The following is a 24,709-nucleotide window of genomic DNA, read 5'->3' on the forward strand; positions in this document are numbered from 1 at the left end:
CTGCATGAACATTTCGAAGAAGCTGGCCGCAGCTGTCCTGCTCGGCGCGTCGGCACTGGCGGTGAGTGGCTGTGCCGCCTCCCTCCCAACCAAGGTCACCCGCTTCCAGGCGATGCCGGTTGCCCAGGGGCAGACCTTCGCGGTCGTTCCCGGCCTCGGCGCAGCCCGTGGCGGCGGTCTTGAGTTCAATCAGTATGCCCAGCTCGTGGCGCAGCAGATGGCTGCCCGCGGCTATCGCCAGGTGGCATCGCCCCAGCAGGCCCAGTTCGTCGTCCAGCTCGGTTATGGGGTGGATGATGGCCGGCAGGTGATCGTCGAGGATCCGTTTGTCCGCAGCCGCCTCAACGATCCCTTCTATCGCGGTTATTATGGCAGCCGGTTCGGTTATGATCCCTTCTGGGGCGTGTACCGCGGCCGGCCCTACTACAGCCGCTTTGGCTACGCCGGTTATCGCTCCCCCTTCTACTATGGCTGGGACGATCCCTTCTGGTACGGCGGCGGGATCAGCTCCTACACCGAGTATCGCAGCAAGCTGGAACTCGACATCCGCGACCGCGCGACCAACCAGCCGCTGTTCGAAGGCCGCGCCCAGGCCCGCTCCCAGACCGACGAACTGCAAACGCTGGTTCCGAACCTGATAGAGGCCATGTTTACCGGCTTCCCGGGACGCAGCGGCGAAACGGTTCGCATCACGGTGCCCGCCAAGAAGCGCGCCTGATCGCTACGACACCGCTCGACAGGCCCGTCTGGAGGTATCCTCCGGACGGGCCTTTTTCATGGATCACGGAAACCCTTCCCCTGCGACCGTCTCCGGCGCATGAACGGCTCGCATCGTTCAACAGTCTGGAGCGTCAACCGTGATCCGACCCCTTGCCCTTCTGCTTGCCGCCACCTCTCTAACCGCCGTTCCCGCCGCTGCCCAGCAGGGCGCTGCCGCGCGCATGGAGCAGACGGTCAAGACCATCAGTGACGACAGCTACCAGGGCCGCGCTCCTGCGACCCCGGGTGAGACCAAGACCGTCGCCTACCTGACGCAGCAGTTCCGCGCCGCCGGTTTGCAGCCCGGTGGCGACATTCGCGACGGCCGGCGGCAGTGGACCCAGGCCGTGCCCCTGCTTCAGTCCGACTTCGCGGGCGATCCCGTGTTTACGGTCCAGACCGCTCGCAGCGGCCTTCGCCTGACCCAGGGCAACGAGATCGCCGTCCGTTCGCCGCTCAACGGCACGACTCAGCTGCGCATCGCCAACGCACCGCTCGTCTTTGCCGGCTATGGCACCAGTGCGCCGGAACGGCAGTGGGACGATTTCAAGAACCAGGACGTGCGCGGGAAGATTCTGGTGGTCCTGATCAACGATCCGGATTTCGAGGGCGGGGAAGGCGATTTCGGCGGCAAGGCGATGACCTATTACGGCCGCTGGACCTACAAGTATGAAGAGGCCGCAAAGCGCGGCGCCGCCGGTGTCATGATCGTGCACGAAACCGAGCCCGCCTCCTACGGCTGGAACACGGTCAAGAATTCGAACACCAATACCATGTTCGACATCGTCCGGCAGAATCCGGCGCAACGCCACACGCCTTTTGAAAGCTGGATCACGCTGGAAACCGCGCGTCGCATCTTTGCCGACGCCGGACTAGATTTTGAGCAGGCCAAGGCAGCGGCCCGGCGGCGCGACTTTCAGCCCATCGATCTCAAGGCGACACTTGGCGCCACCGCCAACGCGCGGACCCAGGTGATCACCAGCTACAACGTCGTCGGCATGCTGCCCGGCAAAAGGCGCCCGGACGAGACGGTCATCTACACCGCTCACCACGACCATATCGGGGTGGGCGCGCCGGACGCGAACGGCGACACCATCTACAACGGCGCGATCGACAACGCGACCGGGATCGCGCAGCTGATCGAGCAGGGGCGCATGTTTGCCCGCGCGCCTCGGACCGACCGCTCGGTCGTATTCCTCGCGGTCGGCGCAGAGGAAAAGGGGCTGCTCGGTTCCGAATACTATGTCGCCAACCCTTTGTTTCCGCTCAGCAAGACGGTTGGGGTCCTGAATACCGACTCAATGGGTGTGAATGGGCCGGCCCGTAACTTCTCCATTTCGGGGACCGCCCGGCTTGAATTGCTCGACCGACTGATCGCAGCCGCGCAGACGCAGCGCCGGACCTTCACGCCCGATCCCCGGCCCGAAGCCGGCGGCTTCTTCCGTTCCGATCACTTCCCCTTCGCCAAGCAGGGTGTCCCGGCGATCAGCTTCCGCTCCGGCAATGATCTGGTGAACGGCGGCATCGCCCGCGGCGACGCGATCGCGGCCGATTACACCGCCAAGCGCTATCATCAGCAGGATGACGAATATCAGCCCGGCTGGGACTTTTCGGGCATGGTGCAGGATGCCCAACTGCTGCATCTGGTCGGGCGTGACCTCGCCAATTCGACCGCTTGGCCGAACTGGAGCCCGGACAGCGAGTTCCGCTCGGTCCGCGATGGCACGTCCACCGATCGTGGCCAGGCTCCTTCCGCACCGCAGGAAGCGCCCCCTGTCAGCCCGGCCGGGGAGCGGGGCTGAGCCTGGCACGTCGACCGGTCCGGCTCCGAAGGGCGGGACCGGTGCGGTGCCCGATACGCTTGAAGCGGCTGCGAAAGACCGATAGGTTCGCCGTTTGTTCTGCAAGGAGGAGCGACCATGTCCGACCTCACCTTCTATACCAATCCGCAATCGCGCGGGCAGATCGTCCGGTGGATGCTGGAAGAGGTCGGCGCGCCCTATGAGACGGTGATCCTCGACTATGCGACAACCCTGAAAGGTCCCGATTATCTGGCGGTGAACCCGATGGGCAAGATCCCGGCCATCCGTCACGGCGATCGGGTGGTGACGGAGGTCGCGGCCATTTGCGCCTACCTGGCCGACGCGTTTCCCGCCGCCGGCCTTGCCCCGCCGACCGACGACCGGGCGGACTATTACCGTTTTCTTTTCTTTGCTTCCGGCCCCATCGAGCACGCCTTCAGCAACAAGGCCGCCGGCTTCGAACCCACGCCCGAACGCCAGCGCATGTTCGGCTACGGCAATTTCGACCTTACCATCGATACGATCGAGCAACTGCTGGAAGGCCGCACGTTCATCTGTGGCGACCATTTCACCGCGGCGGATTTGTATGTCGCATCGCAACTCGGCTTCATGATGATGTTCGGCATGCTGGAACCCCGCCCCGCAATCGGGGCGTTCGTGACCCGCTGTACGGAACGAGAGGCGTATCGACGCGCCAAGCGAATCGATGAAGAAGCCGCCGAAGCGCTGAAGGCCGGCGCCGCGAACTAGCAAGGAGTAAGGCGATGGACGATCAACTCAAGCAGAAGGCCATCGCGCTCTACGATCGCTTCACCCACGACGGGATGCCGCGCCGCGACTTCATGACGCGGATGGTTGCCCTTGCCGGCAGTGCCGCCGCAGCCGAAGCGCTGATCGGCTCCATCGCGGCCAGTCCTGCCGCAGCCGCCGTTGTCCCGGCGGACGACAAACGTCTCGTCACCCGCACCATCACCACAGCCGGCGGCTACAAAGCCTATGTGGCAGAGCCCCGCAGCCGTTCCCTGAAGCCGACGGTGATCGTCATTCACGAAAACCGCGGACTCAATGACCACATCCGTGACGTCGCGCGCCGCGCTGCGCTCGCTGGCTATCGTGCTGTCGCACCAGACTTCCTGTCTCCCGTCGGTGGCACCCCGGCTGACGAGGACGCGGCCCGCGACGCCATCGGCAAGCTTGACCTGGCCGTCGCCACGCAGACGGGGGTCGCCATGCTGAACGAGTTCGCCCGCTCAAGCCGCGGGGGCAAGGTCGGTGCAGTCGGCTTCTGCTGGGGCGGTGCCTATGTGAACCGCCTCGCCGTTGCGGCTGGTGACAAGCTCGACGCCGGTGTCGTCTATTATGGTCCAGCGCCAGCGCCGACAGAGGCGACCAGGGTCCAGGCGCCGCTACTGATTCACCACGCCAGCCTCGACGAGCGCGTCGCCCAGACCCTCTTCCCGTGGGTCACGGCCCTTCGCGAGGCGGGCAAGCCTGTCACCTTCCAGATCTATGACGGTGCCAATCACGCCTTCAACAACGACACCTCGGCCGAACGCTACAACAAGGCAGCGTCCGACCTCGCCTGGGGCCGGACCATCCGCTTCTTCAAGCGTCACCTCGGCTGATCCGCCGCGCCGCCGCCAGCATCGCCGCGACGATGCAGCCGGCGAACAGACCACCCTCCAGCGCGCCAGTGACCGCTTGGCTCACTGGCCCGAAACCTTGCTCGCCGAGCAGTTGGCCGATCCCATCCATTCGAATGCGTGAGCTTGGAAACGCGGTCGACAGCAATTGCAGGCTGCCGGCCATCAAGCGCCCGCCAAGCAATGGAATGACGAGCCCCGCGATGCCGCCGGCGGCGGTCGCGATCAGCACAGCACGCCGGAAGCTCCAACCTTTGCCGAACGCCAGCCCCGCACCCAGCCCGACGGCGCCGCCCAGCAACACGCCCTCGAATGGCCCCGCCACCCCCAGCGGCGCGCGTCCCAGCAACAGTGCAAAGGCATCCAGGCCGACCAGCCGAAACAGCGCCCCGACGACCAGCCCGCCCAGCGCTCCGCCAGCGGCACTCCATTGCAGCGGCCTTCCGGTTCCCAGCATCGCGATGCCGCCCGCCACCCCGCTCGCTCCCAGCGCACCGACCAGCAGGCAGACGCTTACTACGACTGCAAGGACCGATGCCGCCCCGACCCCCGGCTGGCCCCCCGCCACAAAACCATAGACCAGCCCGCCCGCTAAGCCCGCCGCGGCCCCGCCGCCGACGCCAGCCAAGGCCATCGGCAACCAGCGACGGCTGAGCTTCGGGCGCGCAGCGGGCAATTTGCCGGCATCGTCGACCGAAGCGATGAAGCGATAACCGTGCTTCGGCACCGTTTCGATGAAACGCGGCCGCGCCGCCTCATCGCCCAGGCACCGGCGCAGGGTACGGATGCACTGGGTCAACGCCTCGTCCGTGACCGGCACCCCGCGCCAGACCTCCGCCATGAAGCGGTCCTTGGACACCAGTCGCCCCCCTTCGCGCACCAGCAGGAGCAGCGCGTCGAGATAGCGTCCGTTGACATCTACCGGCTCGGTGCCTCGCCACAACTGCCGCTCGGCCGCGTCGAGCCGGTAATCGCCGAACCTGAAACCCGCCCCCGCCATTCCTCAGTACTTCCTCATGCTCTGCTCATGCCGCTCACTGGCGAACTGAGGCATCAGCAAAGCCGTTACACATGAAGGAGGCAAGCAATGACCGGGATCGCCAACAATTTCGAAGGTCGCCGCTGGAGCCGCTGGCGGGTGCTGATGTGGGGTGGCGCCATCGCCTTGCTGCTGGTGCCGGCGGTCGCCATGCAGTTCCCCGGCTCCGGTTTTGACTGGGACGAAACCGATTTCATCGTCATCGGCATCATGCTCGCGGTAGCGTGCGGTACGGTCGAAATCGCCAGCCGCCTGTCGGACAACGGGTCCTACCGGATCGCGGCGATCATCGCGGTCGGCGTCGCCTTCCTCACCGTCTGGGCCAATCTCGCCGTTGGTATGATCCGATCGGAGGACAACCCCTACAACCTCCTGTTTGGCGGCGTACTCGCGCTGGCGCTGCTCGGAGCAATCCTTGCCAGGTTCCAGCCGCGGGGAATGGCGATCGCAATGCTCGTCGCCGCCGCCGCGCAATTCACGGTCGCCGCCTTCGGTTATCCCAGCGATCCGCGCGGGGGCACGTTCAGCATGATGTTCGTCGTCCCTTGGCTCTTCTCGGCCGCCCTCTTCCGCAATGCAGCGCCGTGAAGACTGGACAAAGAGAAAGGGCCCGGCGGTCACCCGCCGAGCCCTCGTCTCGTTACCGTCCGCCGCACGGCGACACGCGCAAGGCGCGCCGCCAGGCGGCTCAACTGCATTATTCGCGGTTACCCATGAACTGCAGCAGGAAGGTGAACATGTTGATGAAGTCGAGATAAAGCGACAGCGCGCCCATGATCACGACCTTGCCCATCATGTCCGTGCCGGCGACGTGGGCGTACATGCTCTTGATCCGCTGCGTATCGTAGGCGGTCAGGCCGGCGAAGATCAGCACGCCGATGGCGCTGATCGCTAGCTGCAGAACCGTGGACTGCAGGAAGATGTTGATCACCATCGCGACCAGCAGACCAACGACACCCATGATCAGGAAAGTGCCGAAGCCCGACAGATCCTTCTTGGTGGTATAGCCCCAAAGGCTAAGACCGGCGAAGGCCGCGGCCACCGCGAAGAAGGTCTGCGCGATGCTGGTGCCGGTGAAGACCAGGAAGATCGAGCTCATCGACAGGCCCATCACGACCGCGAAGGCCCAGTAGAGCGCCTGCAGCGTACCGGTCGAAAGCCGGTTCATGCCGAAGCTCATGACCATCACGAACGCCAGCGGCGCCAGCATGATGACCCACCGCAGCGGGGTGGCCAGCACCTGCTCGGCCATTCCGCTGTTGGCGAACAGCAGGGCGACGATGCCGGTCAGCAAAACGCCCGACGCCATGTAGTTATAAACGGAAAGCATGTAGGACCGCAGGCCCGCATCGCGGGCGGCACGCGGTACGCCGACATAGTCGGGCGCGGCGGCGGTCGTCGTGCGCGGGTCAGACCAGTTCTGCATCAGTAGCTCCATGTTCGGCAGGTCAATGGGCCTGCCTTGTGATCCTATATCGTGGAAGGCGTGAACCCTTTCAAGCGAAACCGGACACAAATGTTGCCGGAAGCGTACGGCTTTACTTGCCCGAAGGAACCAACTCATACGCTTTGCCTGCCAAAACGTCAGGTCCGTCGATGCACCGCTTGTTTGTCGCCCTTCGGCCGCCCTCTACCGTCCGTGACCAATTATTGGACGTGATGGACCACGGCCGGCCGCTGCGCTGGCAAAACGAGGACCAGCTGCACCTCACCCTCCGCTTCATCGGCGAGGTCGAACGTCCGCAGGCGGAGGACATCGCCGCCGCCCTCGCTGCCGTTCGGTTCGGGCCATTTCCTTGCTGGCTCGCCGGCGTTGGGCGCTTCGCACAACGGCGTCACGGTACTCTCTGGGCGGCAGCGGCCCCGCGCGAGCCCCTCGCCGCCCTCGCCACAAAGGTGAGCCGCGCCTGCACGGCGGCCGGGGTGGAACCGGAGCATCGCACCTACCACCCGCATATTACGCTGGCGCGCTGGACCGGTCCCGAACCGCTGCTCGATAGCTGGATGCAAGTTCATGTGGGGTTAGCGTCCCCGCCCTGGCCGGTGGACCGTTTCACGCTCTACGAAAGCCACTTGCGCAAGGACGGCGCGCATTACGAGCCGGTGAGCGAATATCTGGCGGATGGGGCATTGGAAGGGATCGGGATCTAAGATTGTTTTTTCTCACGTGACGGTCGGCCGAGTGGTGGCAATGTTGCATCCCGCCGCTGCCCTGCTAGAGACCGGCACGGCTCCGAAACTATCGTCTTTTCAATAAGGTGGCTGAGGGACGGCGCCGACTGCGGGGGAATTGATCACATCTATGCTGGAGATCGACGACCGCCGCTTCAATCGCCTTGCGCTTGGCGGCCTGGCGCTCAGCCTGCTGCTTCTTGCCGCCGCCTTCGGCGCGGCCATTTATTCCTACGTCCTCAGCCGGGACTCGACGGATCGTGTCCGGCACACCTACCGGGTGGTCCAGGCCATTGCGACCTTCGAAACGCAGCTGGAGCGCATGGAGACCGGGCGGCGGGGCTACCTGATTGCGCAGAACCCGTACCGGCTCGAGGTGTACGCAACCAACGCGCGGCTGGTGCCGCAAAGCTTCGCGCGCATCGAACAACTGGTGCGCGACAATCCTTCACAGTTGCGTATCCTCCGGGACGACTTGGGGCCGCTGCTCCAGCGGGAATTGCAGGAAACACGCGCTTCCGTCGCGTTGGTGGCGAGCGGGCGAGCCGAGGAGGCGCGGCGGCAATTCGCCGCCGCGAGCCAGATCACGAATATCCGCCGGATGCGCCAATTGACGAGCCGGCTTCGGCAACAAGAGGATGCGTTGCTCGCCCAGCGCACGGCTGCCGAAGGCCGGACGCTGCAACTCGTCAACGCCGTGCTCGCGACGATGGGGATCCTGCTGCTGGTCTTCGCCGGCGCCGCCTTCTGGCTCGTGCGGCGCTACACGCACGACCTGACCGCGGCCCGCGACCGTCTCGCCGTGCTCAATTCCGACCTCGAAGGCCAGGTCCGTACCCGAACCGCCGATCTGACCCGCGCCAATGCCGAGATTCAGCGCTTCGCCTATATCGTCAGTCACGATCTGCGCTCACCGCTGGTCAACATCCTGGGCTTCACGGCCGAGCTGGAGACCGCCAACACAACGATCGGCAAGCTGCTCGAACGCGCCGAAGCCGAAGCGCCGCAGATCATCGACGCCGAGACACGCCACGCGCGGGAGGACCTGCCCGAGGCCATCGGCTTTATCCGATCTTCCACCCAGAAGATGGATCGGCTGATCAACGCCATCCTCAAGCTCTCGCGCCAGGGACAACGAACGCTGGCCCCTGAAAAATTGAAGATGTCCCCCTTGCTCACCGAGCTCGGGCGATCGCTGGAGCATGCCCTGATCGACAAGGGCGCGACCCTGACGGTGGATCCCGCCCTGCCCGACATCGTCGCCGACCGGCTGGCGATAGAGCAGATCTTCTCCAACCTGATGGACAATGCGGTCAAATATCTCGACCCCGCGCGTCCCGGCGAGATCGGCATAGCTGGCTGGAAGGACGGTCCGCGCGCGGTGTTCGAGGTGCGCGACAATGGCCGTGGGATCAGCGAGGTCGACAGGGACCGCGTGTTCGACCTGTTCCGCCGGGCCGGCCGGCAGGATCAGCCCGGTGAAGGCATCGGCCTCGCCCACGTCCGCGCGCTGATCTATCGCCTGGGCGGACAGATCGAACTGGACTCGGCGGTTGGCGTCGGCACCACCTTCCGGGTAACCCTTCCCCAGACCCTGACCATCGGAGCAGCGCAGTGAACGATCAACGGCCCGTCAACATCGTGATGATCGAAGACGACGAGGGCCACGCCCGGCTTATCGAGAAGAATATCCGGCGGGCCGGCATATCCAACGAGCTGTGCCACTTCCTCAATGGGTCGGACGCGCTCGATTATCTGTTCAACCATCCGGACGGACCCGGCCGCAACGGCCCGGCCCTGGTCCTCCTCGACCTCAACCTGCCGGACATGAGCGGCACCGACATCCTCGCCAAGATCAAGGGCGACGATCATTTGAAGCGCACGCCGGTCGTGGTGCTGACCACCACCGACGACAAGGTCGAGATCCAGCGCTGCTACGACCTCGGCTGCAACGTCTACATCACCAAGCCGGTGAATTACGAAAGCTTCGCCGATGCGATCCGGCAGCTGGGCCTGTTCCTGTCCGTAATTCAGGTCCCAGACGTCGAGATCTGATGCATCAGCCTCGCCGCATCCTTTACATCGACGATGATGCCGGCCTTCGCCGGCTGGTCGAGAAGCTGCTCGGGCGGCGGGGTCACACCGTGGTCGGCGCGGCCAGCGGCGCAGAGGGCGTGGCGCTGGCGGCCGAAGGTGGCTTCGACGTCATTGCCGTCGACCATTACATGCCGGAAATGGATGGTGTGGCGACGCTTGCGGCGATCCGCCAACTCCCCGACGCGCCCCCGGTCGTGTACGTCACCGGTTCGGAGGAAAGCAGCGTCGCCGTGGCCGCCTTGAAAGCGGGCGCGGTCGACTATGTCGTGAAATCCGTCGGCCCTGACTTCGTCGATCTGCTGGAGCAGGCCTTCGCCCATGCGCTCGAGAATATTCGTCTCCAACGCGCCAAGGCCGAGGCCGAGGAAGCGCTTCGGGCGTCGAACGCCCGACTGGAAACGCTGCTGCACGAGGTCAATCACCGGGTCGCCAATTCTCTCCAGATCGTGTCCAACATGGTCGGCATGCAGTCACGCCTGCTGGAGGAAGGGCCCGCCCGCGAGGCGCTCGCGGACACGGAACGCCGCATCCTGGCCATCGCGCAGGTTCACCGGCGGCTCTATGCGTCCGACGACGTGCAAAGCGTCGCGATGGACGAATATCTCGGCGCGCTGATCGCTGAGCTGCGCGAAACCTGGTCGAGCGAACACGCCCCCCGCCGGATCGAACTCGACGCCGAGCCGATCAAGGTCCAGGCCGAAAAAGCCGTCAGCCTGGGCGTGATCGTCAACGAACTGGTCAGCAACGCCTGCAAATACGCCTACCCCGCCGATGCCGCCGGCGAAATCCGCATCAATTTCCGCCGAGTGGACGAACACCACTTCCGCCTGCAGGTCGAAGACGACGGCTGCGGCCTGTCCCCCGGCGCCGACCCGCGCGGAACCGGCCTCGGCACCCGCCTGATCACCGCCATGGCGCGATCTTTGTCCAGCAAGGTCGATTACGACCCCGGCCACCAGGGCGTCAGGGCGACGTTGCTGGCGGCGATTTAAGCTCGCTTCCGTTCGCGCATTGATCCTGCCACACCGGCCCCATGTCTCCGCATGAATTTGTCGCCAAGTGGCGTGGCGTTGAACTGAAGGAACGCTCGGCTTCTCAAAGTCATTTCAACGATCTGTGCGCGCTGCTGGGCGTCGCCGACCCGATCACCGCCGACCGTGCTGGCGAATGGTTCGCCTTTGAAAAAGGCGCGTCCAAGACCAGCGGCGGCGAAGGTTGGGCCGACGTGTGGCGGCGCGGCTGCTTTGCGTGGGAGTACAAGGGTCCGCGCAAGGACCTCGACAAGGCCTTTTCCCAACTCCTTCAATACAGCGTCGCGCTGGAGAACCCGCCGCTGCTGATCGTGTCCGACATGGACCGCATCCGCATCCACACCAACTGGACCAACACGGTGCAGGAGGTGCACGAATTCACCCTCGACGATCTGCTGGACGGGGCGGCGCGCGCCAGGCTCAAGCAGGCCTTCACCGAGCCGGAGGCGTTCCGTCCCTCCAAGACCCGCCAGGCGCTGACCGAGGAAACCGCGCGCGAGTTCGCCGCCATCGCCCAGCGTCTGCGCGATCGCGGGCACGAGGCCCATCGGGTCGCCCACTTCGTCAACCAGCTGGTCTTCTGCATGTTCGCCGAGGACGTCGGCCTGCTGCGCGACAATCTGTTCACGCAGATGCTGGAGGCCAGCCGAGACACGCCCTCCGAGTTCGCCGACAATGCCAGCCGGCTGTTCGGGGCAATGGCCACCGGCGGGAAGCTCGATTTCAAGAAGATCGACTGGTTCAACGGCGGCCTGTTCAACGACGACCATGCGCTTCCCGTCAGCGTCGCCGACATCGACGACCTGCTAGCCGCCGCCCGGCGCGACTGGTCGCAGATCGACCCCTCCATCCTCGGCACCCTGTTCGAGCGCGGCCTGGACCCCGCCAAGCGCAGCCAGCTTGGCGCCCACTACACCGACCGGGCCAAGATCATGCTGATCGTCCAGCCGGTGATCATCGATCCGCTGGAGGCAGAGTGGGCCGAAGCGCTGGCCAAGATGACCGCACTGGTGGAAAGCGCGCCGAAGCGCACCGCCGATCGCCTCCTCAGCCCCGCCGAGAAACGCAAGGCGGAGAAGCTGCGGGCCGAGGCGTCCGCCATCCACTCCGCCTTTATCGAGCGGCTGGCCAGGTTCCGCGTGCTCGACCCGGCCTGCGGCTCTGGCAACTTCCTTTATGTCGCCTTGCGCGCATTGAAGGACATCGAGCATCGCGCCAATCTCGACGCCGAGGCGCTTGGCCTGCCGCGCGGCTTCCCCCGTGTCGGCCCGGAAAATGTGCTCGGCATCGAGCTCAACCCCTATGCGGCCGAGCTTGCCCGCGTATCGGTGTGGATCGGCGAAATCCAGTGGATGCGCCGCAACGGCTTCGACGCCGCCCGCAACCCAATTCTCCGCCCGCTCGACACGATCGAGTGCCGAGACGCGGTGCTATCCAGCCCCTCTCCCCTCGCGGGAGAGGGACAGAGCAGCGCAGCTGCTCAGGGAGAGGGGGCGCATGTTACCACTCCCGTCATGCCGGGCCCGACCCGGCATCCGCCTTCCTTGGACGCCGGTGCAACCGAAGTCGCGGCCGACTGCAAAGAAGGCAGGCAGACCCCGGATCAAGTCCGGGGTGACGAAACCCACGCCGCTCCCGCCCGCGCCGAATGGCCGGAAGCCGACGTGCTGATCGGCAACCCGCCCTTCCTCGGTAACAAGAAGATGATCGGTGAGCTTGGCGAGGACTACACCAGGCGCTTGCGCAAGGCGTGGCCGGAGGTGCCGGGCGGCGTCGATCTCGTCTGCTACTGGTTCGCCAAGGCATGGGAGATGATGCGGGAAGGCAAGCTCAAGCGCGCCGGGCTGGTCGCCACCAACAGCATTCGCGGCGGCGCCGGTCAGACCGTTCTGCGCACCATCGTCAAGGGTGGCAAGCTTTTCGATGCTTGGACCGATGAACCTTGGGTAGTGGATGGAGCCGCCGTACGTGTGTCGCTTCTTTCCTTCGCTGCCGAGCATCCGGGTCCAGCCGCCCTGAATGGTCAAGCGGTTCTAGTCATCGGACCTGATCTTGCGGAGATTACATCTGACTTAGATTTGACGTGCGCATCACGCCTGACAGAAAACGCAGGCGTTAGTTTCATGGGAGTTAGCAAGGTAGGGCCGTTTGAGTTGACGGGTGACGAGGCCAGGAGACTTCTCCTCTCTCCAACCAATCCCAACGGTCGCTTAAATTCTGACGTCGTAAGGCCGTGGCTTACTGGAACAGACTTGGCAAAGAGGCGAGAAGATCAGTGGATCGTTGACTTTGGCACCAACACCCCGGTGAATGATGCAGCCCTTTACGAAGCTCCGTTTGAGCTAGTTGAAAAGACTGTGAAACCGGTGCGTGCCGTAGCTCGGCGCGATGCGTATCGAAACCGTTGGTGGATACACGCTGAAGCCAGACCCGGATTGCGGAAGAGAATCGACGCACTCAGCCGATATATCGCTACACCCAAGGTCTCTCGCCACAGATTTTTCGTCCTTGAAGAGAAGATTGTCCTTCCTTCAAATTTGATCATTATCATCGTGCGCGACGATCTCACGAGCTTAGGAATATTAAGTTCGAAGCTTCATGAGCTTTGGTCTTTGAAGCTTGGGCAATTTATAGGCGTTGGCAACGATCCCACGTACACGCCCTCCACCACGTTCGAGACCTTCCCCTTCCCCGAAGGCCTTACCCCCAACATCCCCGCCGCAACTCAAGCCAACGACCCCCGCGCGCAGAGGATCGCCGCCGCCGCTTCTCGCCTCAACGAGTTGCGCGAGAACTGGCTCAACCCGCCCGACCTTGTCGTGCGTGAGCCGGAGGTGGTGCCCGGCTATCCCGACCGCATCCTGCCAAAGGACGAGGAGGCCGCGAAGGAGCTGAAGAAGCGCACCCTCACCAACCTTTACAACGCTCGGCCGCAGTGGCTCGCTAACGCCCACGCCGCGCTCGATGAGGCGGTGGCGGAGGCTTATGGCTGGGGCGACGATTGGCGCGCCGGTTTACTGACCGACGACGAAATCCTTGCCCGCCTGTTCCGCCTCAATCAGGAACGAGCGGCCGGACACTGACAAGCCGACCCGGCGTTCCTATCTGTAGGGCCAAGCCCCGCGCTTGCCTCCAGAACGAAAACGGAACAAACTGCCTCCATGCTGACTCATATCTCCGTGCGCGGCGCGCGCGAGCACAATCTCAAGGGCGTGGATATCGACATTCCGCGTGAGAGCCTGACGGTGATCACCGGCCTGTCCGGCTCGGGCAAGTCCTCCCTCGCCTTCGACACCATCTATGCCGAGGGGCAGCGCCGCTACGTCGAGTCCCTGTCCGCCTATGCGCGCCAGTTCTTGGAGATGATGCAGAAGCCGGACGTCGAGCATATCGACGGCCTGTCCCCCGCCATCTCGATCGAGCAGAAGACCACGTCGCGCAACCCGCGCTCCACGGTCGCCACCGTGACCGAAATCTACGACTATATGCGCCTGCTCTGGGCCCGCGTCGGCGTCCCCTACTCGCCGGCCACCGGCCTGCCGATCGAGGCGCAGCAGGTCAGCCAGATGGTCGACCGGGTCATGGCCCTGCCCGAAGGTTCGCGCCACTACCTGCTCGCCCCCGTCGTCCGCGGCCGCAAGGGCGAGTATCGCAAGGAGCTCGCCGAGTGGCAGAAGGCCGGCTTCACCCGCGTCCGGATCGACGGCCAGTTCTACGAGATCGACGAGGCCCCCGCCCTCGACAAGAAATACAAGCACGACCTGGAAGTCGTCGTCGATCGCATCGTCGTCCGCGAGGGCATCGAGAGCCGCCTGGCCGACAGCTTCGAAACCGCGCTGAAGCTGGCGGAAGGACTGGCGTATCTGGATCCGGCCGACCCTCCGGCACTGGATACTTCCGCTCGTCCTGAGCGGAGCGAAGCGCAGTCGAAGGGCGCTGGCCCGCACGAACGCCCTTCGACTACGGACCTGCGGTCCTCCGCTCAGGACGAGCGGGAAGAATCCATGGACAACGTCGGAGTTGCAGCCGCCCTGCACAAGGCCGCCGACCGCGTGGTCCTCGCCACCAACGCGCCCCCCGGTCGCATCTGCTTCTCCGAGAAGTTCGCCTGCCCCGTCAGCGGCTTCACCATCGCCGAGATCGAGCCGCGCCTGTTCTCCTTCAACGCCCCGCAAGGCGCCTGCCCGGCCTGCGACGGCCTCGGCGAGAAGATGGAATTCGACGAGGATCTGGTGGTCCCCAACCACGAACTGACCCTCAAGAAGGGCGCCGTCGTCCCCTGGGCCAAGAGCCAGCCGCCTTCACCCTATTACATGCAGGTGCTGGCCAGCCTCGCCCGCGCCTACGACTTCACCCTCGACACGCCCTGGCGCGACCTGACGCCGGAACAGCAGCGCGTCATCCTCCACGGTACCGGCGGCAAGCCCGTCACCCTGCGCTTTATCGACGGCAAGAAATCCTACGAGGTGAAGAAGCCGTTCGAAGGCGTCATCGGCAATTTGAACCGCCGCATGATGCAGACCGAAAGCGCGTGGATGCGCGAGGAGCTCAGCCGCTACCAGGCCTCCCACCCGTGCGAGACCTGCGGCGGCGCGCGCCTCAAGGCCGAGCCGCTCTCCGTCAAGATCGCCGGCGAGGACATCAGCCAGTCCACCCGCCGCTCCGTCGCCGACGCCCTCGCCTTCTTCTCCACGCTGGAGGCCAAGCTCACCCCCCAGCACCAGGAAATCGCCCGCGCGATCCTGAAGGAAATCAACGAACGCCTCGGCTTCCTCCACAACGTCGGCCTCGACTATCTCAACCTCGACCGCACCTCCGGCACCCTGTCCGGCGGCGAGAGCCAGCGCATCCGCCTCGCCAGCCAGATCGGCTCCGGCCTGTCCGGCGTCCTCTACGTCCTCGACGAGCCATCGATCGGCCTCCACCAGAAGGACAATGACCGCCTGCTGGAAACCCTCAAGCGGCTGCGCGGCCTCGGCAACACCGTGCTGGTGGTGGAGCATGACGAGGACGCCATCCGCACCGCCGACCATGTCATCGACATGGGCCCCGGCGCCGGCGTGCACGGCGGCGAGGTGGTCTTCTCCGGCACCCTCGACCAGCTGCTGACCACCGAGGGCAGCCTGACCGCCGACTACCTTTCCGGCCGCCGCTCCATCCCCGTGCCGGCAAAGCGCCGCAAGGGCACCGGCAAGAAGCTCACCGTCCACGGCGCGCGCGAGAACAACCTCCGCAACGTCACCGCATCAATCCCGCTCGGCACCTTCACCTGCGTCACCGGCGTTTCCGGCTCGGGCAAGTCGAGCTTCACCATCGACACCCTCTACGCCGCCGCCGCGCGCTCCCTGAACGGCGCCCGCATCCTCGCCGGCAAGCACGACAAGGTCACCGGCCTCGAGCATCTCGACAAGGTCATCGATATCGACCAGTCGCCGATCGGCCGCACCCCGCGCTCCAACCCGGCGACCTACACCGGTGCCTTTACCCAGATCCGCGACTGGTTCGCCGGCCTGCCCGAGGCCCAGGCCCGCGGCTACAAGCCCGGCCGCTTCTCCTTCAACGTCAAGGGCGGCCGCTGCGAGGCCTGCACCGGCGATGGCCTCCTGAAGATCGAGATGCACTTCCTGCCTGACGTCTACGTCACCTGCGACGTCTGCCACGGCCAGCGCTACAACCGCGAAACGCTGGAGGTGAAGTTCAAGGGCCGCAGCATCGCCGACGTGCTCGACATGACGGTCGAGGACGCGGTCGAGTTCTTCAAGGCCGTCCCCGGCATCCGCGACAAGATGGCGATGCTGGCCGAGGTTGGCCTCGGCTACGTCAAGGTCGGGCAGCAGGCGACCACCCTGTCCGGCGGCGAGGCCCAGCGCGTCAAGCTCGCCAAGGAACTCAGCCGCCGCGCCACCGGCAACACCCTCTACATCCTCGACGAGCCCACCACGGGCTTGCACTTCGAAGACGTCCGCAAGCTCCTCGAGGTCCTCCACGCCCTGGTTGAGCAGGGCAACACGGTGGTCGTGATCGAACACAACCTCGACGTCATCAAGACCGCCGACTGGGTGCTGGACCTGGGGCCGGGCGGCGGCGTCAAGGGCGGCGAGATCGTCGCGGAAGGCACGCCGGAGAGCGTCGCGGCGAAGGAGGCGAGCTTTACGGGGAGCTACCTGCGGCCGTTGCTGGAGCGGGGTGCCTCCCAGCTACTCCCTCTTGGGGGAGATGTCAGCCCAGCCGACAGAGGGGTGACCGACCCCAAGCGCACGCGGCGACGGAAGGTGACTGAGGCTGCCGAGTAGCCGCTTGAAGGCGCCCTTGCTACCTTCTCAACATTGTTCCAGCTTCACTCAACGCTAGCAAAGGATTTCGTTCATGGGCGGCATGAAGCATCGGATGGAGGAGCAGGAGGCTCGCTACAATGAAGGTCTTCAGTTTTGCATCGAAGCGGGAGCTATCTCCGAATGTGAAAACCATCCTGGCACTTACTACGACGGCGGCTCCGACGTGCAGCAAGCCTACCAATTGGCTAACGCGAAAATCAGTCGTGGCGAGTATGGGGAGCCGACTGCGGAGAACCGTAAGAGGCTGACGGACGCGATCAAGGCAGCTTACGAGGACAACTCTGGCGTGAGTAGCTGCTTGCAGTGCGACAAGGCGTTTGGACCCGACTAATATCTGATTTCCGCGTTGCAGGTGTGGCTACGCCATGGAGACGACTTTGAAGGTCGATGAGAAAGACCGAGACCAAGTTCTCGAGGTTTACAAACTCTTGGTGGAAATGGCAGATCGGGTTAGTCAGCGTCGCCAGGCGGCCAATAGTTTTTACCTCTCTGTCAACACGCTACTTTTGGGAAGTTCTGCTTACTTACTACCAAGCGACAATAAGCTCATGAACTCTCTTCTCATTACGCTTGCCGGACTGGCAATCTCCATGTTGTGGATACGCAACATTGCAAGCTACAAGACGCTTAATGCAGCTAAGTTCACTGTCATCCAAGACCTAGAGAAGCGTTTGCCGACACAGCCTTATACGGATGAATGGAAGCGACTTGATCCCGAGCAGGATGGAGAGCGGCACACACCGTTCCACAAGGTAGAAGTGCTCGTTCCTTGGGTGTTTATTTTGGCCTATGGTGCGCAGGGCGCCGCCGCCATCTGCAGATATATCAACTCATAGACCATTGATGAATGCGGTAATCACTGCCCAATTCCATTCCGACACGCTAAGGCCCTGGGGACGGGTGCGGTCATCGGTATAGGCCCATATCGCCAAAAGTGGCTTGCCTTCCTCTCTCGCGCATTCAATCTCCCATTTTTGACCTGAAGACGTGAGAGAGTTCTTGCTGACGAGTGCGATCACTGCATCCGACCGCTTGATGCGCGTTCGTACTTTAGCTTTCCAATCGGATTCGTAGGCCTCTCGAACCGACATGTCGATGTAATCGAACGGAGTTCGAGTGTTGAGAGCCTGACCCTTCAAAAAATCGCGCTGGCGCTCATCCTCAATCGCAAACGCTACAAAGACTACCTTACGCTGAGTTGCCATCTGCTATTCCTTTTCGCTGGCCTTCATCGTTGGCCAAGTCGCGAGCGTAAGTCGACAAAAAAGGATGGAGTAGTTTCGCGTCGTGCGACGGAGGCGGTCGTTCGATACTCCTTCACAACGCGCTCTCTAGCGGCCTCCTTTGAAGCGAGTGCGTACGCGTCAACGTCGGTCAAGCTAGTAAGGTATGGCCAAGCCCTCAGAAACTCGGGAATCAGCGAGGAAAGACTCGCGTAGGTCGCGAGTGGATAGTCCTTCTCGGTTGCCACTCCAACCTCCCAAGGCACCCACTGTGAAGCTGGCGTTGCCGTTGAAACTATTGCAAGCAATTGTGTGCACTTATCCATTTCGCTTCGGATATGCGCGGCGAGATCACCTCCAGGCCTCCCAAGATAAGGATCGATGACATCAAGGTATGAGTCGATCTGGTGGTCGTATTTCAATCTGTATGCGATTTCGCTGGCACGCTGAGTATCTGCTCTCTGATGTGAAAGGAAAACTTTGATCACGCGACGAACCTTCTAAAAAACGGAACCAATACTCAGAACGCCAAGATCTTCAACGAAGATCCTGGAATGGGAGAAAGGCTAAAATCAAGATGAGCCAACTCACCACCCGCATCCACCAGCGCCTCATCTCCGAACTTCTCGGCAAGCCGCTCGTCGGCAATGCCTTTCGCGGCACGCTAGTGGAGGCGATGGTGGCAGAGGCGCTGGCGCCGGAGTGGCGCTGGTGCGCGGACGGCTGGGCTTCGTTCGACTTCGAAGGTCCGGGCGGCATCGGGCTGGAGGTCAAGCAATCCGCCGCCCGCCAGAACTGGCACCGCCCGGACGCCAAGCCTTGCCCCGCCCGCTTCGACATCGCCGAGCGCACCGGCTACTGGACCGACGAGAGCAAATGGATCGCCACCCCCGGCCGAGCCGCCGCCCTCTACCTCTTCGCGCACCACCCGGTCACCGATGACTCCGCCGACCATCGCGATCCCATGCAGTGGGACTTCTACGTCATCGCTGCCAGCAAGCTGCCGGCCCAGGAAACCATAGGCCTCGCCGCCCTGCGCGCCCTCGCCGAACGGGTGGGCTTCGACGACCTGCATGCCGTCGTAAGCGTCTGCCTGGCAAAGCTGAAACCCACGTCACCCCGGCCCTGAGCCAGGGTCCGCCTGCCTTTTCGCGCCTTCACGTCTTCGCGGGCAAAGAAAGGCGGATGCCTTGTCAGACCCGGCATGACGGCTCTCGGTCGGAGACATGATCGCCGACCGCATGGGGCAGTACGCCAGCGGCACGGCCCGCGATCCAGTAAGAAGGCGCTCTTGAAGGCGATCGAGGCCACCGGCACGCGCTGGTAGCGCTCACCCCGCCCGCGGCACGCCCACCGCAACCTGCGCCCGCCCGAACGGCCGCACCTGCGCCGCCGTCCCGATGATCCGCGCCACCGTGACCCGCAGCTCGGCCGGCGTGTCGTCGGCGAATACCTCGGCATAGCCGACGCCGGCGCGGCGTAGCGCCTCCTTCTTCACCGCGTCGCGCGCTGCCGCCATGCCCTGGTGATGCCCCTGCCCCTGATACTCGATCGCATGGCGCGGCTTCATCTCGGCGTCGACCAGCAGGAAGTCGACCCGCTTGGCGTTGATGGTGTTGAACGCTTCCGTGCTGTCCGCGTCCAGCACTTCGCCCAGGCTGACCTGCGCCATGACGTGCCAGCCGGGGGCCAGCTCGCCGACGATCTGCTCCAGCGCGATGAACACCCGCTCCTCGCCCCGGTTCAGCAGGCGCTTGGCCTTGAACTGCCCGCCCATCACCGTGCGCAACTGGTCGGCGGCGTCGGGAATGCGTGATTGCGGAGCTCCGCCCGGCGCCGCCGCACCGCTCGACGGCGTCCACGCACCACGCCAGCCATGCGGAGCGCCGGACCGCGGCGCCCGCTCCCGCCAGCCTCCGCGCCCCCGTGGCCGGCCCCGGCGCTTCGCCTTGGCCTTGCCCTCGATCAGGTTCACAAGAACGACGAACACCAGCATGGCAAGCAGGTAGGGCGCATATTCCGCCGCATTCGCCAGGCCGCCGGTCAGGATGCCGAAATAGGGATTGTCACTTTCCATGACGGCCTATTCTGCCGCGCCAATCTTACCAGGCGGTTAGCCGCGCATCCATTCCGGTCCTGCGCGCGAAACCTATCTTTCCTGTCGATGACCAGGCTGTAGTTTTCGGTTCATGCATCTCGCGCTGCACCTGTTCGTTTAGACCCCGTGTGAACTTCCCCGGCACTTCCCGGGCGAAGAACCTGAGGGACAGACATCATGCGCAAGCTCATTCTTCTTGCCGCCGCCACCGCGATGGGCGGCGTCGCCGTGCCCGCCGCGGCGCAATATTACCCGCCGCAGGGCGTGCCCCAGCCGGCTCCGGGTCAGCCGGGGTACGGCTATTATCCCAATCAGGGGTACGGTTATCCGAACCAGGCCTATCCGGCGCCCGGCTATGGCTATCCGCAGGGCGGGATCGGCGGCATCATCGGCGCGCTGCTCGGCAACCGTTACGCCGTGAACGATCGGCAGGCGATCACCCAGTGCGCCAGCGTCGCCTCGCAGGAGGCCGCCCGCCGCTACCCTGCCCGTTACCGCGGCAATTACGGCGCGCCCTATGGCAACGCCTATGGCTATTATAACCAGTACCCGGCCGGCTATGCCCGGGTGACGCAGATCAGCAACGTCGAACGGCGCAACAATTCCACCCTGCGAGTGACCGGCTACATCGACACCGGCCGCTATAATCAGGGCTACAACCGCGCCGACCTGCGCTTCCGCTGCAACGTGGATTATGCGGGCCGGGTGACCAACCTCCGCTTCAACCGCGTCTAACGGCGCGGCTCCTGCCGGGCGCGTGGCCGACCCCTGCCGCGCGCCCGGCTTGCTTTTGGCAGGCGACCTGTTTGGCGCGGATGCGAAAATCCTGTCCTACAGGGGCGTGGTGGGTCTAGTCTGCCGACCATGTTTCGCACTCGCTCCGGCCTGATCATTCCATACCCGCAACGAAGCGACTCCGACAACTCCGACAACCCCCCGATGGGAAGCGACTCCGACAACTCCGACAACCCCCCGATGGGAAGGGGAATGCCGTCGCTTTCAACCCTGAATCGGCGCGCGGGGCATGTGTAACCTCTACTCCCAGACCAAGGCGCCGGAAGCGATCCGCCAGCTGTTTCGCGACCGGGGCATCCTGCTCGCCTTTCCGGAAGGCGTGCCCAATCTTCGCCCGACCGATATCCGCATCACTGATCCGGCCCCGATCGTCCGCGCGTCATCGACCGGCCATGAATTGGTGGTCCGCCGCTGGAGCTGGCCCGGTCCCAATGGCAAGCCGGTCTATAATTTTCGCTCCGACGGGCGCGAATTTGCGACCGGGCGCTGCCTGATCGTCGCCGACGCCTTCTACGAGTTCACCACGCCGAAGGACCCCAAGCAGAAGCGCAAGGACCGCTGGCGCTTTTCGGATTCCGACGGCGGGCTGCTCGGCATTGCCGGCCTGGTTCGCGATGCGCCTGATCTTGGCATCGAGGCCTTCACCATGCTGACCACGCCGCCCAACCAGGACGTGGCGCCCTATCACCATCGCGGCGTGGCGGTGCTGCCGCCGCAATATTGGCAGCCGTGGCTGGATGGCACGGCGCCCGCGACCGAGCTGATCAGGCCCTTGCCGCCCGGCACCTTGAAAGTGGAGCCGGCGACGGACGACGCCGCCGGCTTACCCGCTACGACGGTGTAGCTTCAGGCGGTGGTCTTGGCGCCCATCGCCGCGGCCAGCTTGCGGACCTTGTCGGCGATCCGCTCATCCTCGGCCCGCTCCGCCGCCTTGGCAGTGGTTTCGCCGATCTTCTCGAGCAGGTCCTGCACCTTCCGGCCGTCCGGCTCGTCCTCGTTCAGCAATTTCTCCAACCGCTCCAGCTCACTCGCCAGGCCCTTGGCGCCCGGGAAATCGGCCTTGCGAAGCTCGTCCACCCAGTCACCCGCCAGCTTGGCACCCTGCTTGGGACTGGTCTTCTCAATCCCCTTCTCGAACGCATTCTCGGTCGCGGTAAATCGCTGCGGCATGTTCTGCTCCTTGACACCGGGTCCGGACAGCGCGTCCGACCCAATCGCCAGAACGCGGAAGCGAGCGAAGTGGCGACTCCGCTCGCCTCGGATTTGGAACAGTCGGATTGTGCCGTAACGGTCGTCAGCGCGTCGCCGCGTCGCTCCCGCTGCTCGCCGGGCCGCGAAGCACGGCGCAGGCGATCCGGTCGCCGCTATTGCCGCTCGGATCGGTCCGATAATCGTCCGCCTTGGCGTGGATCAGGAGGGATGCACCGTCCGCGTCAAGCAACGGCGCCAAACCGCCGGTCAAGGCTACGGACGGCAAGTTGATCGTCGCTCCACCGCTTCCGGTGGCGCCGACCGTCAAATTGTCGAGGTCTCCGGCATGCGGCCCTTGCGGATTGCTCTTGCCATGCTGCTTGTTGTCCGGGTTCCAGTGCGCTCCGGCACTCTCGAACTTGGGTCCCTCGCACCGGCCGACCGCATGGATGTGCATCCCATATTCGCCTTGCGGCATTCCCGTGACGCCCACCGACAAGATCGTCGCGCCGGCCTCTTCCCGCATCGACACCTCGCCGACATTACGGCCGTCCGCAGTCCGAAGAACCGCCTGCTGAAGCGCTCCGCTTCCCGTCGTGCTGGTGCCGAGAGTCTCGGTCGCACCATTCACCGGCACGGCGCCGGACGTCGCATTTTCCATTTCCAGCACGTCGTTAGCATCCTGCTGCGTCTGGGCCTGGCACGCCGCCAGCAGAGCCGCACCACCAAGCAGCGCAAGGGTCTTCGCTTGCATTCTATTCCTCCTCCGTCGGGTCCCCGAACAACGGCCCGACGAGGCGCTTGGTTCAATCGAGCCGCGCCTTGGGTCGGTAATGAACTTCCGCCCCGGGCCCCAGCGGGAGATCCAGCGCTACCCACATCCCGACTATGGTGAAGCCAATCACCATGAAGGTCAGCGCATAGGGAAGCATTAGCGCCAACAGACTGCCCACACCGACGGTTCCGTCCCAGCGCCGAGCAAAACCGAGGATCAGCGGAAAGTAGCTCATCAGCGGGGTCATGATGTTGGTGTAGCTGTCTCCCATCCGGTATGCGGCAGTGGTCATTTCCGGGCTGATGCCCAGTAGCATGAACATCGGAACCACGACCGGCGCCATTGCGCTCCACTTCGCGCTGGCCGAACCGATGAACAGGTCCAGGATCGAGGAAAATGCCTGAACGCTGACCAGCAGCACCGGGGCGGGGAGATTAAGGCCCTTTAGCAATTCCGCGCCGTCGATCGCCGCGATCGGCCCCAGTCGCGACCAGTTGAACATCGCGACGAAGTGCGCCGCGAAAAAGGCAAACAGGATGTAGGGCGCCATGGTTCGGACGCCCTCCACCATCATGGCGATGACATCGTTCGCCCCTTTGATTTTGCCGACACCGGTCCCGAAGGCGATGCCGGTGGTCAGAAACAGCAGGAAGAAGCCAGCAATGAGCGACTGGTAGAAGGGCTGCAGCCCCGCGGTGCCAGGCCGCGTCTCATCGATCAGCGGGGTATAGCCGGGCCACAGCGACAGCGCCGCCCATGCTCCGACGATCGCGAGCGCCACCAGGCCGGCCCGGCGCAAACCGCGATTCTCGTCGGCGGTGAGCGCCGATTTCGCCAGTTCGGCTTTCAACTCCTCGTCCGGCGTCCCTCCCCATTGACCAAGGCGAGGCTCGATGATGCGGTCGGTGATAAACCAGATGAACGGCGTGAAAATCACCACGATCGACAGGATGAACCACCAGTTCCCAAGCGGATTCATCGCCCACCCCGGCTCCACGATCCGTGCTGCTTCCTGAGTGAAGCCGAACAGCAGCACGTCGAGTTGCCCAGGCGTGACGTTGCCCGCAAATCCTCCCGACACCGCCGCGAACGCTGCGGCGATGCCGGCGAGCGGATGCCGCCCTACCGCCGCGTAGGTCAGCCCGGCGAGCGGGATGAATACGACATAGGCGGCGTCGGACGCGTGATGCGAAATCATGCCGATTACCGCGACGATCGGCGTCAGTACTGCGCGAGGTGCGCCGCGAAGGCTCTTGCGAATAAGCGCACTGAATAGTCCTGACCGATCGGCCACCGCCGCACCGAAGATCACCACCAGGATCAGCCCGAGGGGGGCAAAGCCGGTGAGGGTTCGCGGCATTTCCGTCAGGAGCCGCGCGACATTGTCTTCTGCGAACAGGCTGCTGGCCTGATAGGTCAGCACCCCACCTTCCAGCGTAGCCCAGTCCGGCGCCTCGTCCCCGTCATAGGTAATCGAGGCCGACCACCCGAGCCATGATCCGATCGCGCTCACCACCATCAGGATCGCGATCATGTAGACGAAGATCATCACCGGGTCCGGCAGCAGATTGCCGGCCCGTTCCACGAAACCGAGGAACCCTCGCTGCCTGGCTGGCCGGACTTCGGGATCGGTGGTTGGAAGATCGTCGGTGGTGGGATTGGCGGGGTCGGCCATGGTCGGCTCCGTCTTTGGTTCAAGTGATAATGTGACATGCCCGCAAGCGAGCAGCAATGCAGAACGGTTCTGCA

General features: G+C 64.3%; 23 protein-coding genes and 1 pseudogene. 16 read left to right on the forward strand and 8 right to left on the reverse strand.

Going from position 1 to position 24,709, the window contains the following annotated elements:
* Positions 1–4 precede the first annotated feature (4 nt).
* The 4 genes from AC4GYS_RS11225 to AC4GYS_RS11240 all read left to right on the forward strand — a co-directional run bounded on the left by AC4GYS_RS11225 (position 5) and on the right by AC4GYS_RS11240 (position 4,186).
* Positions 5–718: a DUF4136 domain-containing protein gene (locus tag AC4GYS_RS11225; RefSeq protein ID WP_491109161.1), complete on the forward strand. Its 714-nt coding sequence runs from the start codon at positions 5–7 to the stop codon at positions 716–718.
* Between the two features lie 139 nt (positions 719–857).
* Positions 858–2,561 (forward strand): M28 family metallopeptidase, encoded by a 1,704-nt coding sequence (locus AC4GYS_RS11230; RefSeq protein WP_491109162.1) that lies wholly within the window; start codon positions 858–860, stop codon positions 2,559–2,561.
* Between the two features lie 117 nt (positions 2,562–2,678).
* Complete coding sequence (locus AC4GYS_RS11235) at positions 2,679–3,311, forward strand: glutathione S-transferase family protein (protein WP_491109163.1); 633 nt, start codon at positions 2,679–2,681, stop codon at positions 3,309–3,311.
* A 14-nt stretch (positions 3,312–3,325) separates the two neighbouring features.
* Positions 3,326–4,186, forward strand: a complete 861-nt coding sequence (locus AC4GYS_RS11240) for a dienelactone hydrolase family protein (RefSeq protein WP_491109164.1) — start codon at positions 3,326–3,328, stop codon at positions 4,184–4,186.
* On the opposite strand, the gene AC4GYS_RS11245 is transcribed toward AC4GYS_RS11240, so the two are convergent.
* The gene (locus AC4GYS_RS11245) at positions 4,167–5,204 is read right to left on the reverse strand and encodes a winged helix-turn-helix domain-containing protein (RefSeq protein ID WP_491109165.1); all 1,038 of its coding nucleotides are present in this window, start codon (positions 5,202–5,204) and stop codon (positions 4,167–4,169) included. The genes AC4GYS_RS11240 and AC4GYS_RS11245 overlap by 20 nt on opposite strands.
* Positions 5,205–5,291: 87 nt before the next feature.
* Here AC4GYS_RS11245 and AC4GYS_RS11250 point away from each other — a divergent pair, with 87 nt between their 5' ends.
* A complete protein-coding gene (locus AC4GYS_RS11250; RefSeq protein WP_491109166.1) occupies positions 5,292–5,831 on the forward strand; it encodes a hypothetical protein in 540 nt (179 codons plus the stop codon).
* A 109-nt stretch (positions 5,832–5,940) separates the two neighbouring features.
* Here the strand turns inward: AC4GYS_RS11250 and AC4GYS_RS11255 are convergent, their stop codons facing one another.
* On the reverse strand, positions 5,941–6,669 hold the full coding sequence (locus AC4GYS_RS11255; RefSeq protein WP_491109167.1) for a Bax inhibitor-1/YccA family protein: 729 nt from the start codon (positions 6,667–6,669) through the stop codon (positions 5,941–5,943).
* Between the two features lie 170 nt (positions 6,670–6,839).
* Here AC4GYS_RS11255 and thpR point away from each other — a divergent pair, with 170 nt between their 5' ends.
* The 8 genes and pseudogenes from thpR to AC4GYS_RS11295 all read left to right on the forward strand — a co-directional run bounded on the left by thpR (position 6,840) and on the right by AC4GYS_RS11295 (position 17,714).
* Positions 6,840–7,394 (forward strand): RNA 2',3'-cyclic phosphodiesterase, encoded by a 555-nt coding sequence (thpR, locus tag AC4GYS_RS11260; RefSeq protein WP_491109168.1) that lies wholly within the window; start codon positions 6,840–6,842, stop codon positions 7,392–7,394.
* 151 nt (positions 7,395–7,545) lie between these two features.
* Positions 7,546–9,033 carry a sensor histidine kinase gene (locus AC4GYS_RS11265; protein WP_491109169.1) on the forward strand — a complete coding sequence of 496 codons (1,488 nt, stop codon included), beginning with the start codon at positions 7,546–7,548 and terminating at the stop codon, positions 9,031–9,033.
* A gap of 26 nt (positions 9,034–9,059) precedes the next feature.
* Positions 9,060–9,470 carry a response regulator gene (locus AC4GYS_RS11270; protein ID WP_491109412.1) on the forward strand — a complete coding sequence of 137 codons (411 nt, stop codon included), beginning with the start codon at positions 9,060–9,062 and terminating at the stop codon, positions 9,468–9,470.
* Positions 9,470–10,504: a sensor histidine kinase gene (locus tag AC4GYS_RS11275; protein WP_491109170.1), complete on the forward strand. Its 1,035-nt coding sequence runs from the start codon at positions 9,470–9,472 to the stop codon at positions 10,502–10,504. The genes AC4GYS_RS11270 and AC4GYS_RS11275 overlap by 1 nt, the downstream gene beginning before the upstream one ends.
* A 41-nt stretch (positions 10,505–10,545) precedes the next feature.
* Positions 10,546–13,626, forward strand: a complete 3,081-nt coding sequence (locus AC4GYS_RS11280; protein WP_491109171.1) for a class I SAM-dependent DNA methyltransferase — start codon at positions 10,546–10,548, stop codon at positions 13,624–13,626.
* A gap of 78 nt (positions 13,627–13,704) precedes the next feature.
* Positions 13,705–16,722: pseudogene (gene uvrA / locus AC4GYS_RS11285) on the forward strand (excinuclease ABC subunit UvrA); the annotation flags it as partial.
* A gap of 187 nt (positions 16,723–16,909) precedes the next feature.
* The gene (locus AC4GYS_RS11290; protein WP_491109172.1) at positions 16,910–17,209 is read left to right on the forward strand and encodes a hypothetical protein; all 300 of its coding nucleotides are present in this window, start codon (positions 16,910–16,912) and stop codon (positions 17,207–17,209) included.
* Between the two features lie 34 nt (positions 17,210–17,243).
* Positions 17,244–17,714, forward strand: coding sequence for a RipA family octameric membrane protein (locus AC4GYS_RS11295; RefSeq protein WP_491109173.1), 471 nt, complete (start codon positions 17,244–17,246; stop codon positions 17,712–17,714).
* Here AC4GYS_RS11295 and AC4GYS_RS11300 read toward each other — a convergent pair.
* Together AC4GYS_RS11300 and AC4GYS_RS11305 are read right to left on the reverse strand one after the other, a co-directional pair.
* Positions 17,709–18,083 carry a TIR domain-containing protein gene (locus tag AC4GYS_RS11300; RefSeq protein WP_491109174.1) on the reverse strand — a complete coding sequence of 125 codons (375 nt, stop codon included), beginning with the start codon at positions 18,081–18,083 and terminating at the stop codon, positions 17,709–17,711. The genes AC4GYS_RS11295 and AC4GYS_RS11300 overlap by 6 nt on opposite strands.
* A 23-nt stretch (positions 18,084–18,106) precedes the next feature.
* Positions 18,107–18,589, reverse strand: coding sequence for a toll/interleukin-1 receptor domain-containing protein (locus AC4GYS_RS11305; RefSeq protein ID WP_491109175.1), 483 nt, complete (start codon positions 18,587–18,589; stop codon positions 18,107–18,109).
* Between the two features lie 89 nt (positions 18,590–18,678).
* Between AC4GYS_RS11305 and AC4GYS_RS11310 the strand changes: the two genes are divergently transcribed.
* Positions 18,679–19,230, forward strand: coding sequence for a hypothetical protein (locus AC4GYS_RS11310; protein WP_491109176.1), 552 nt, complete (start codon positions 18,679–18,681; stop codon positions 19,228–19,230).
* 201 nt (positions 19,231–19,431) lie between these two features.
* On the opposite strand, the gene AC4GYS_RS11315 is transcribed toward AC4GYS_RS11310, so the two are convergent.
* On the reverse strand, positions 19,432–20,178 hold the full coding sequence (locus AC4GYS_RS11315) for a DUF2726 domain-containing protein (protein ID WP_491109177.1): 747 nt from the start codon (positions 20,176–20,178) through the stop codon (positions 19,432–19,434).
* Positions 20,179–20,376: 198 nt separating this feature from the next.
* Here AC4GYS_RS11315 and AC4GYS_RS11320 point away from each other — a divergent pair, with 198 nt between their 5' ends.
* Both AC4GYS_RS11320 and AC4GYS_RS11325 read left to right on the forward strand, forming a co-directional pair.
* On the forward strand, positions 20,377–20,934 hold the full coding sequence (locus AC4GYS_RS11320) for a hypothetical protein (RefSeq protein ID WP_491109178.1): 558 nt from the start codon (positions 20,377–20,379) through the stop codon (positions 20,932–20,934).
* 289 nt (positions 20,935–21,223) lie between these two features.
* Positions 21,224–21,838: an SOS response-associated peptidase gene (locus AC4GYS_RS11325; protein ID WP_491109179.1), complete on the forward strand. Its 615-nt coding sequence runs from the start codon at positions 21,224–21,226 to the stop codon at positions 21,836–21,838.
* Between the two features lie 2 nt (positions 21,839–21,840).
* Here AC4GYS_RS11325 and AC4GYS_RS11330 read toward each other — a convergent pair whose 3' ends face one another.
* The 3 genes from AC4GYS_RS11330 to AC4GYS_RS11340 form a co-directional block, all read right to left on the reverse strand.
* On the reverse strand, positions 21,841–22,164 hold the full coding sequence (locus AC4GYS_RS11330; protein WP_491109180.1) for a hypothetical protein: 324 nt from the start codon (positions 22,162–22,164) through the stop codon (positions 21,841–21,843).
* A gap of 124 nt (positions 22,165–22,288) precedes the next feature.
* Positions 22,289–22,939 (reverse strand): superoxide dismutase family protein, encoded by a 651-nt coding sequence (locus AC4GYS_RS11335; protein ID WP_491109181.1) that lies wholly within the window; start codon positions 22,937–22,939, stop codon positions 22,289–22,291.
* Positions 22,940–22,991: 52 nt separating this feature from the next.
* Complete coding sequence (locus AC4GYS_RS11340; protein ID WP_491109182.1) at positions 22,992–24,635, reverse strand: AbgT family transporter; 1,644 nt, start codon at positions 24,633–24,635, stop codon at positions 22,992–22,994.
* Positions 24,636–24,709 lie beyond the last annotated feature (74 nt).

It is taken from the genome of Sphingomonas sp. SP1 (assembly GCF_058313395.1).

What these genes read in the sequence shown, in the direction of transcription:
- AC4GYS_RS11320 (WP_491109178.1), top strand. Translation starts at nt 20,377, where the DNA reads ATGCGCAAGCTCATTCTTCTTGCCGCCGCCACCGCGATGGGCGGCGTC.
- AC4GYS_RS11330 (WP_491109180.1), bottom strand. Translation starts at nt 22,164, where the DNA reads ATGCCGCAGCGATTTACCGCGACCGAGAATGCGTTCGAGAAGGGGATT.
- AC4GYS_RS11335 (WP_491109181.1), bottom strand. Translation starts at nt 22,939, where the DNA reads ATGCAAGCGAAGACCCTTGCGCTGCTTGGTGGTGCGGCTCTGCTGGCG.
- AC4GYS_RS11300 (WP_491109174.1), bottom strand. Translation starts at nt 18,083, where the DNA reads ATGGCAACTCAGCGTAAGGTAGTCTTTGTAGCGTTTGCGATTGAGGAT.
- AC4GYS_RS11270 (WP_491109412.1), top strand. Translation starts at nt 9,060, where the DNA reads ATGATCGAAGACGACGAGGGCCACGCCCGGCTTATCGAGAAGAATATC.
- AC4GYS_RS11310 (WP_491109176.1), top strand. Translation starts at nt 18,679, where the DNA reads ATGAGCCAACTCACCACCCGCATCCACCAGCGCCTCATCTCCGAACTT.
- AC4GYS_RS11245 (WP_491109165.1), bottom strand. Translation starts at nt 5,204, where the DNA reads ATGGCGGGGGCGGGTTTCAGGTTCGGCGATTACCGGCTCGACGCGGCC.
- AC4GYS_RS11240 (WP_491109164.1), top strand. Translation starts at nt 3,326, where the DNA reads ATGGACGATCAACTCAAGCAGAAGGCCATCGCGCTCTACGATCGCTTC.
- AC4GYS_RS11225 (WP_491109161.1), top strand. Translation starts at nt 5, where the DNA reads ATGAACATTTCGAAGAAGCTGGCCGCAGCTGTCCTGCTCGGCGCGTCG.
- AC4GYS_RS11315 (WP_491109177.1), bottom strand. Translation starts at nt 20,178, where the DNA reads ATGGAAAGTGACAATCCCTATTTCGGCATCCTGACCGGCGGCCTGGCG.
- AC4GYS_RS11325 (WP_491109179.1), top strand. Translation starts at nt 21,224, where the DNA reads ATGTGTAACCTCTACTCCCAGACCAAGGCGCCGGAAGCGATCCGCCAG.
- AC4GYS_RS11275 (WP_491109170.1), top strand. Translation starts at nt 9,470, where the DNA reads ATGCATCAGCCTCGCCGCATCCTTTACATCGACGATGATGCCGGCCTT.
- AC4GYS_RS11265 (WP_491109169.1), top strand. Translation starts at nt 7,546, where the DNA reads ATGCTGGAGATCGACGACCGCCGCTTCAATCGCCTTGCGCTTGGCGGC.
- AC4GYS_RS11280 (WP_491109171.1), top strand. Translation starts at nt 10,546, where the DNA reads ATGTCTCCGCATGAATTTGTCGCCAAGTGGCGTGGCGTTGAACTGAAG.
- AC4GYS_RS11255 (WP_491109167.1), bottom strand. Translation starts at nt 6,669, where the DNA reads ATGCAGAACTGGTCTGACCCGCGCACGACGACCGCCGCCGCGCCCGAC.
- AC4GYS_RS11250 (WP_491109166.1), top strand. Translation starts at nt 5,292, where the DNA reads ATGACCGGGATCGCCAACAATTTCGAAGGTCGCCGCTGGAGCCGCTGG.
- AC4GYS_RS11295 (WP_491109173.1), top strand. Translation starts at nt 17,244, where the DNA reads ATGGAGACGACTTTGAAGGTCGATGAGAAAGACCGAGACCAAGTTCTC.
- AC4GYS_RS11340 (WP_491109182.1), bottom strand. Translation starts at nt 24,635, where the DNA reads ATGGCCGACCCCGCCAATCCCACCACCGACGATCTTCCAACCACCGAT.
- AC4GYS_RS11235 (WP_491109163.1), top strand. Translation starts at nt 2,679, where the DNA reads ATGTCCGACCTCACCTTCTATACCAATCCGCAATCGCGCGGGCAGATC.
- thpR (WP_491109168.1), top strand. Translation starts at nt 6,840, where the DNA reads ATGCACCGCTTGTTTGTCGCCCTTCGGCCGCCCTCTACCGTCCGTGAC.
- AC4GYS_RS11290 (WP_491109172.1), top strand. Translation starts at nt 16,910, where the DNA reads ATGGGCGGCATGAAGCATCGGATGGAGGAGCAGGAGGCTCGCTACAAT.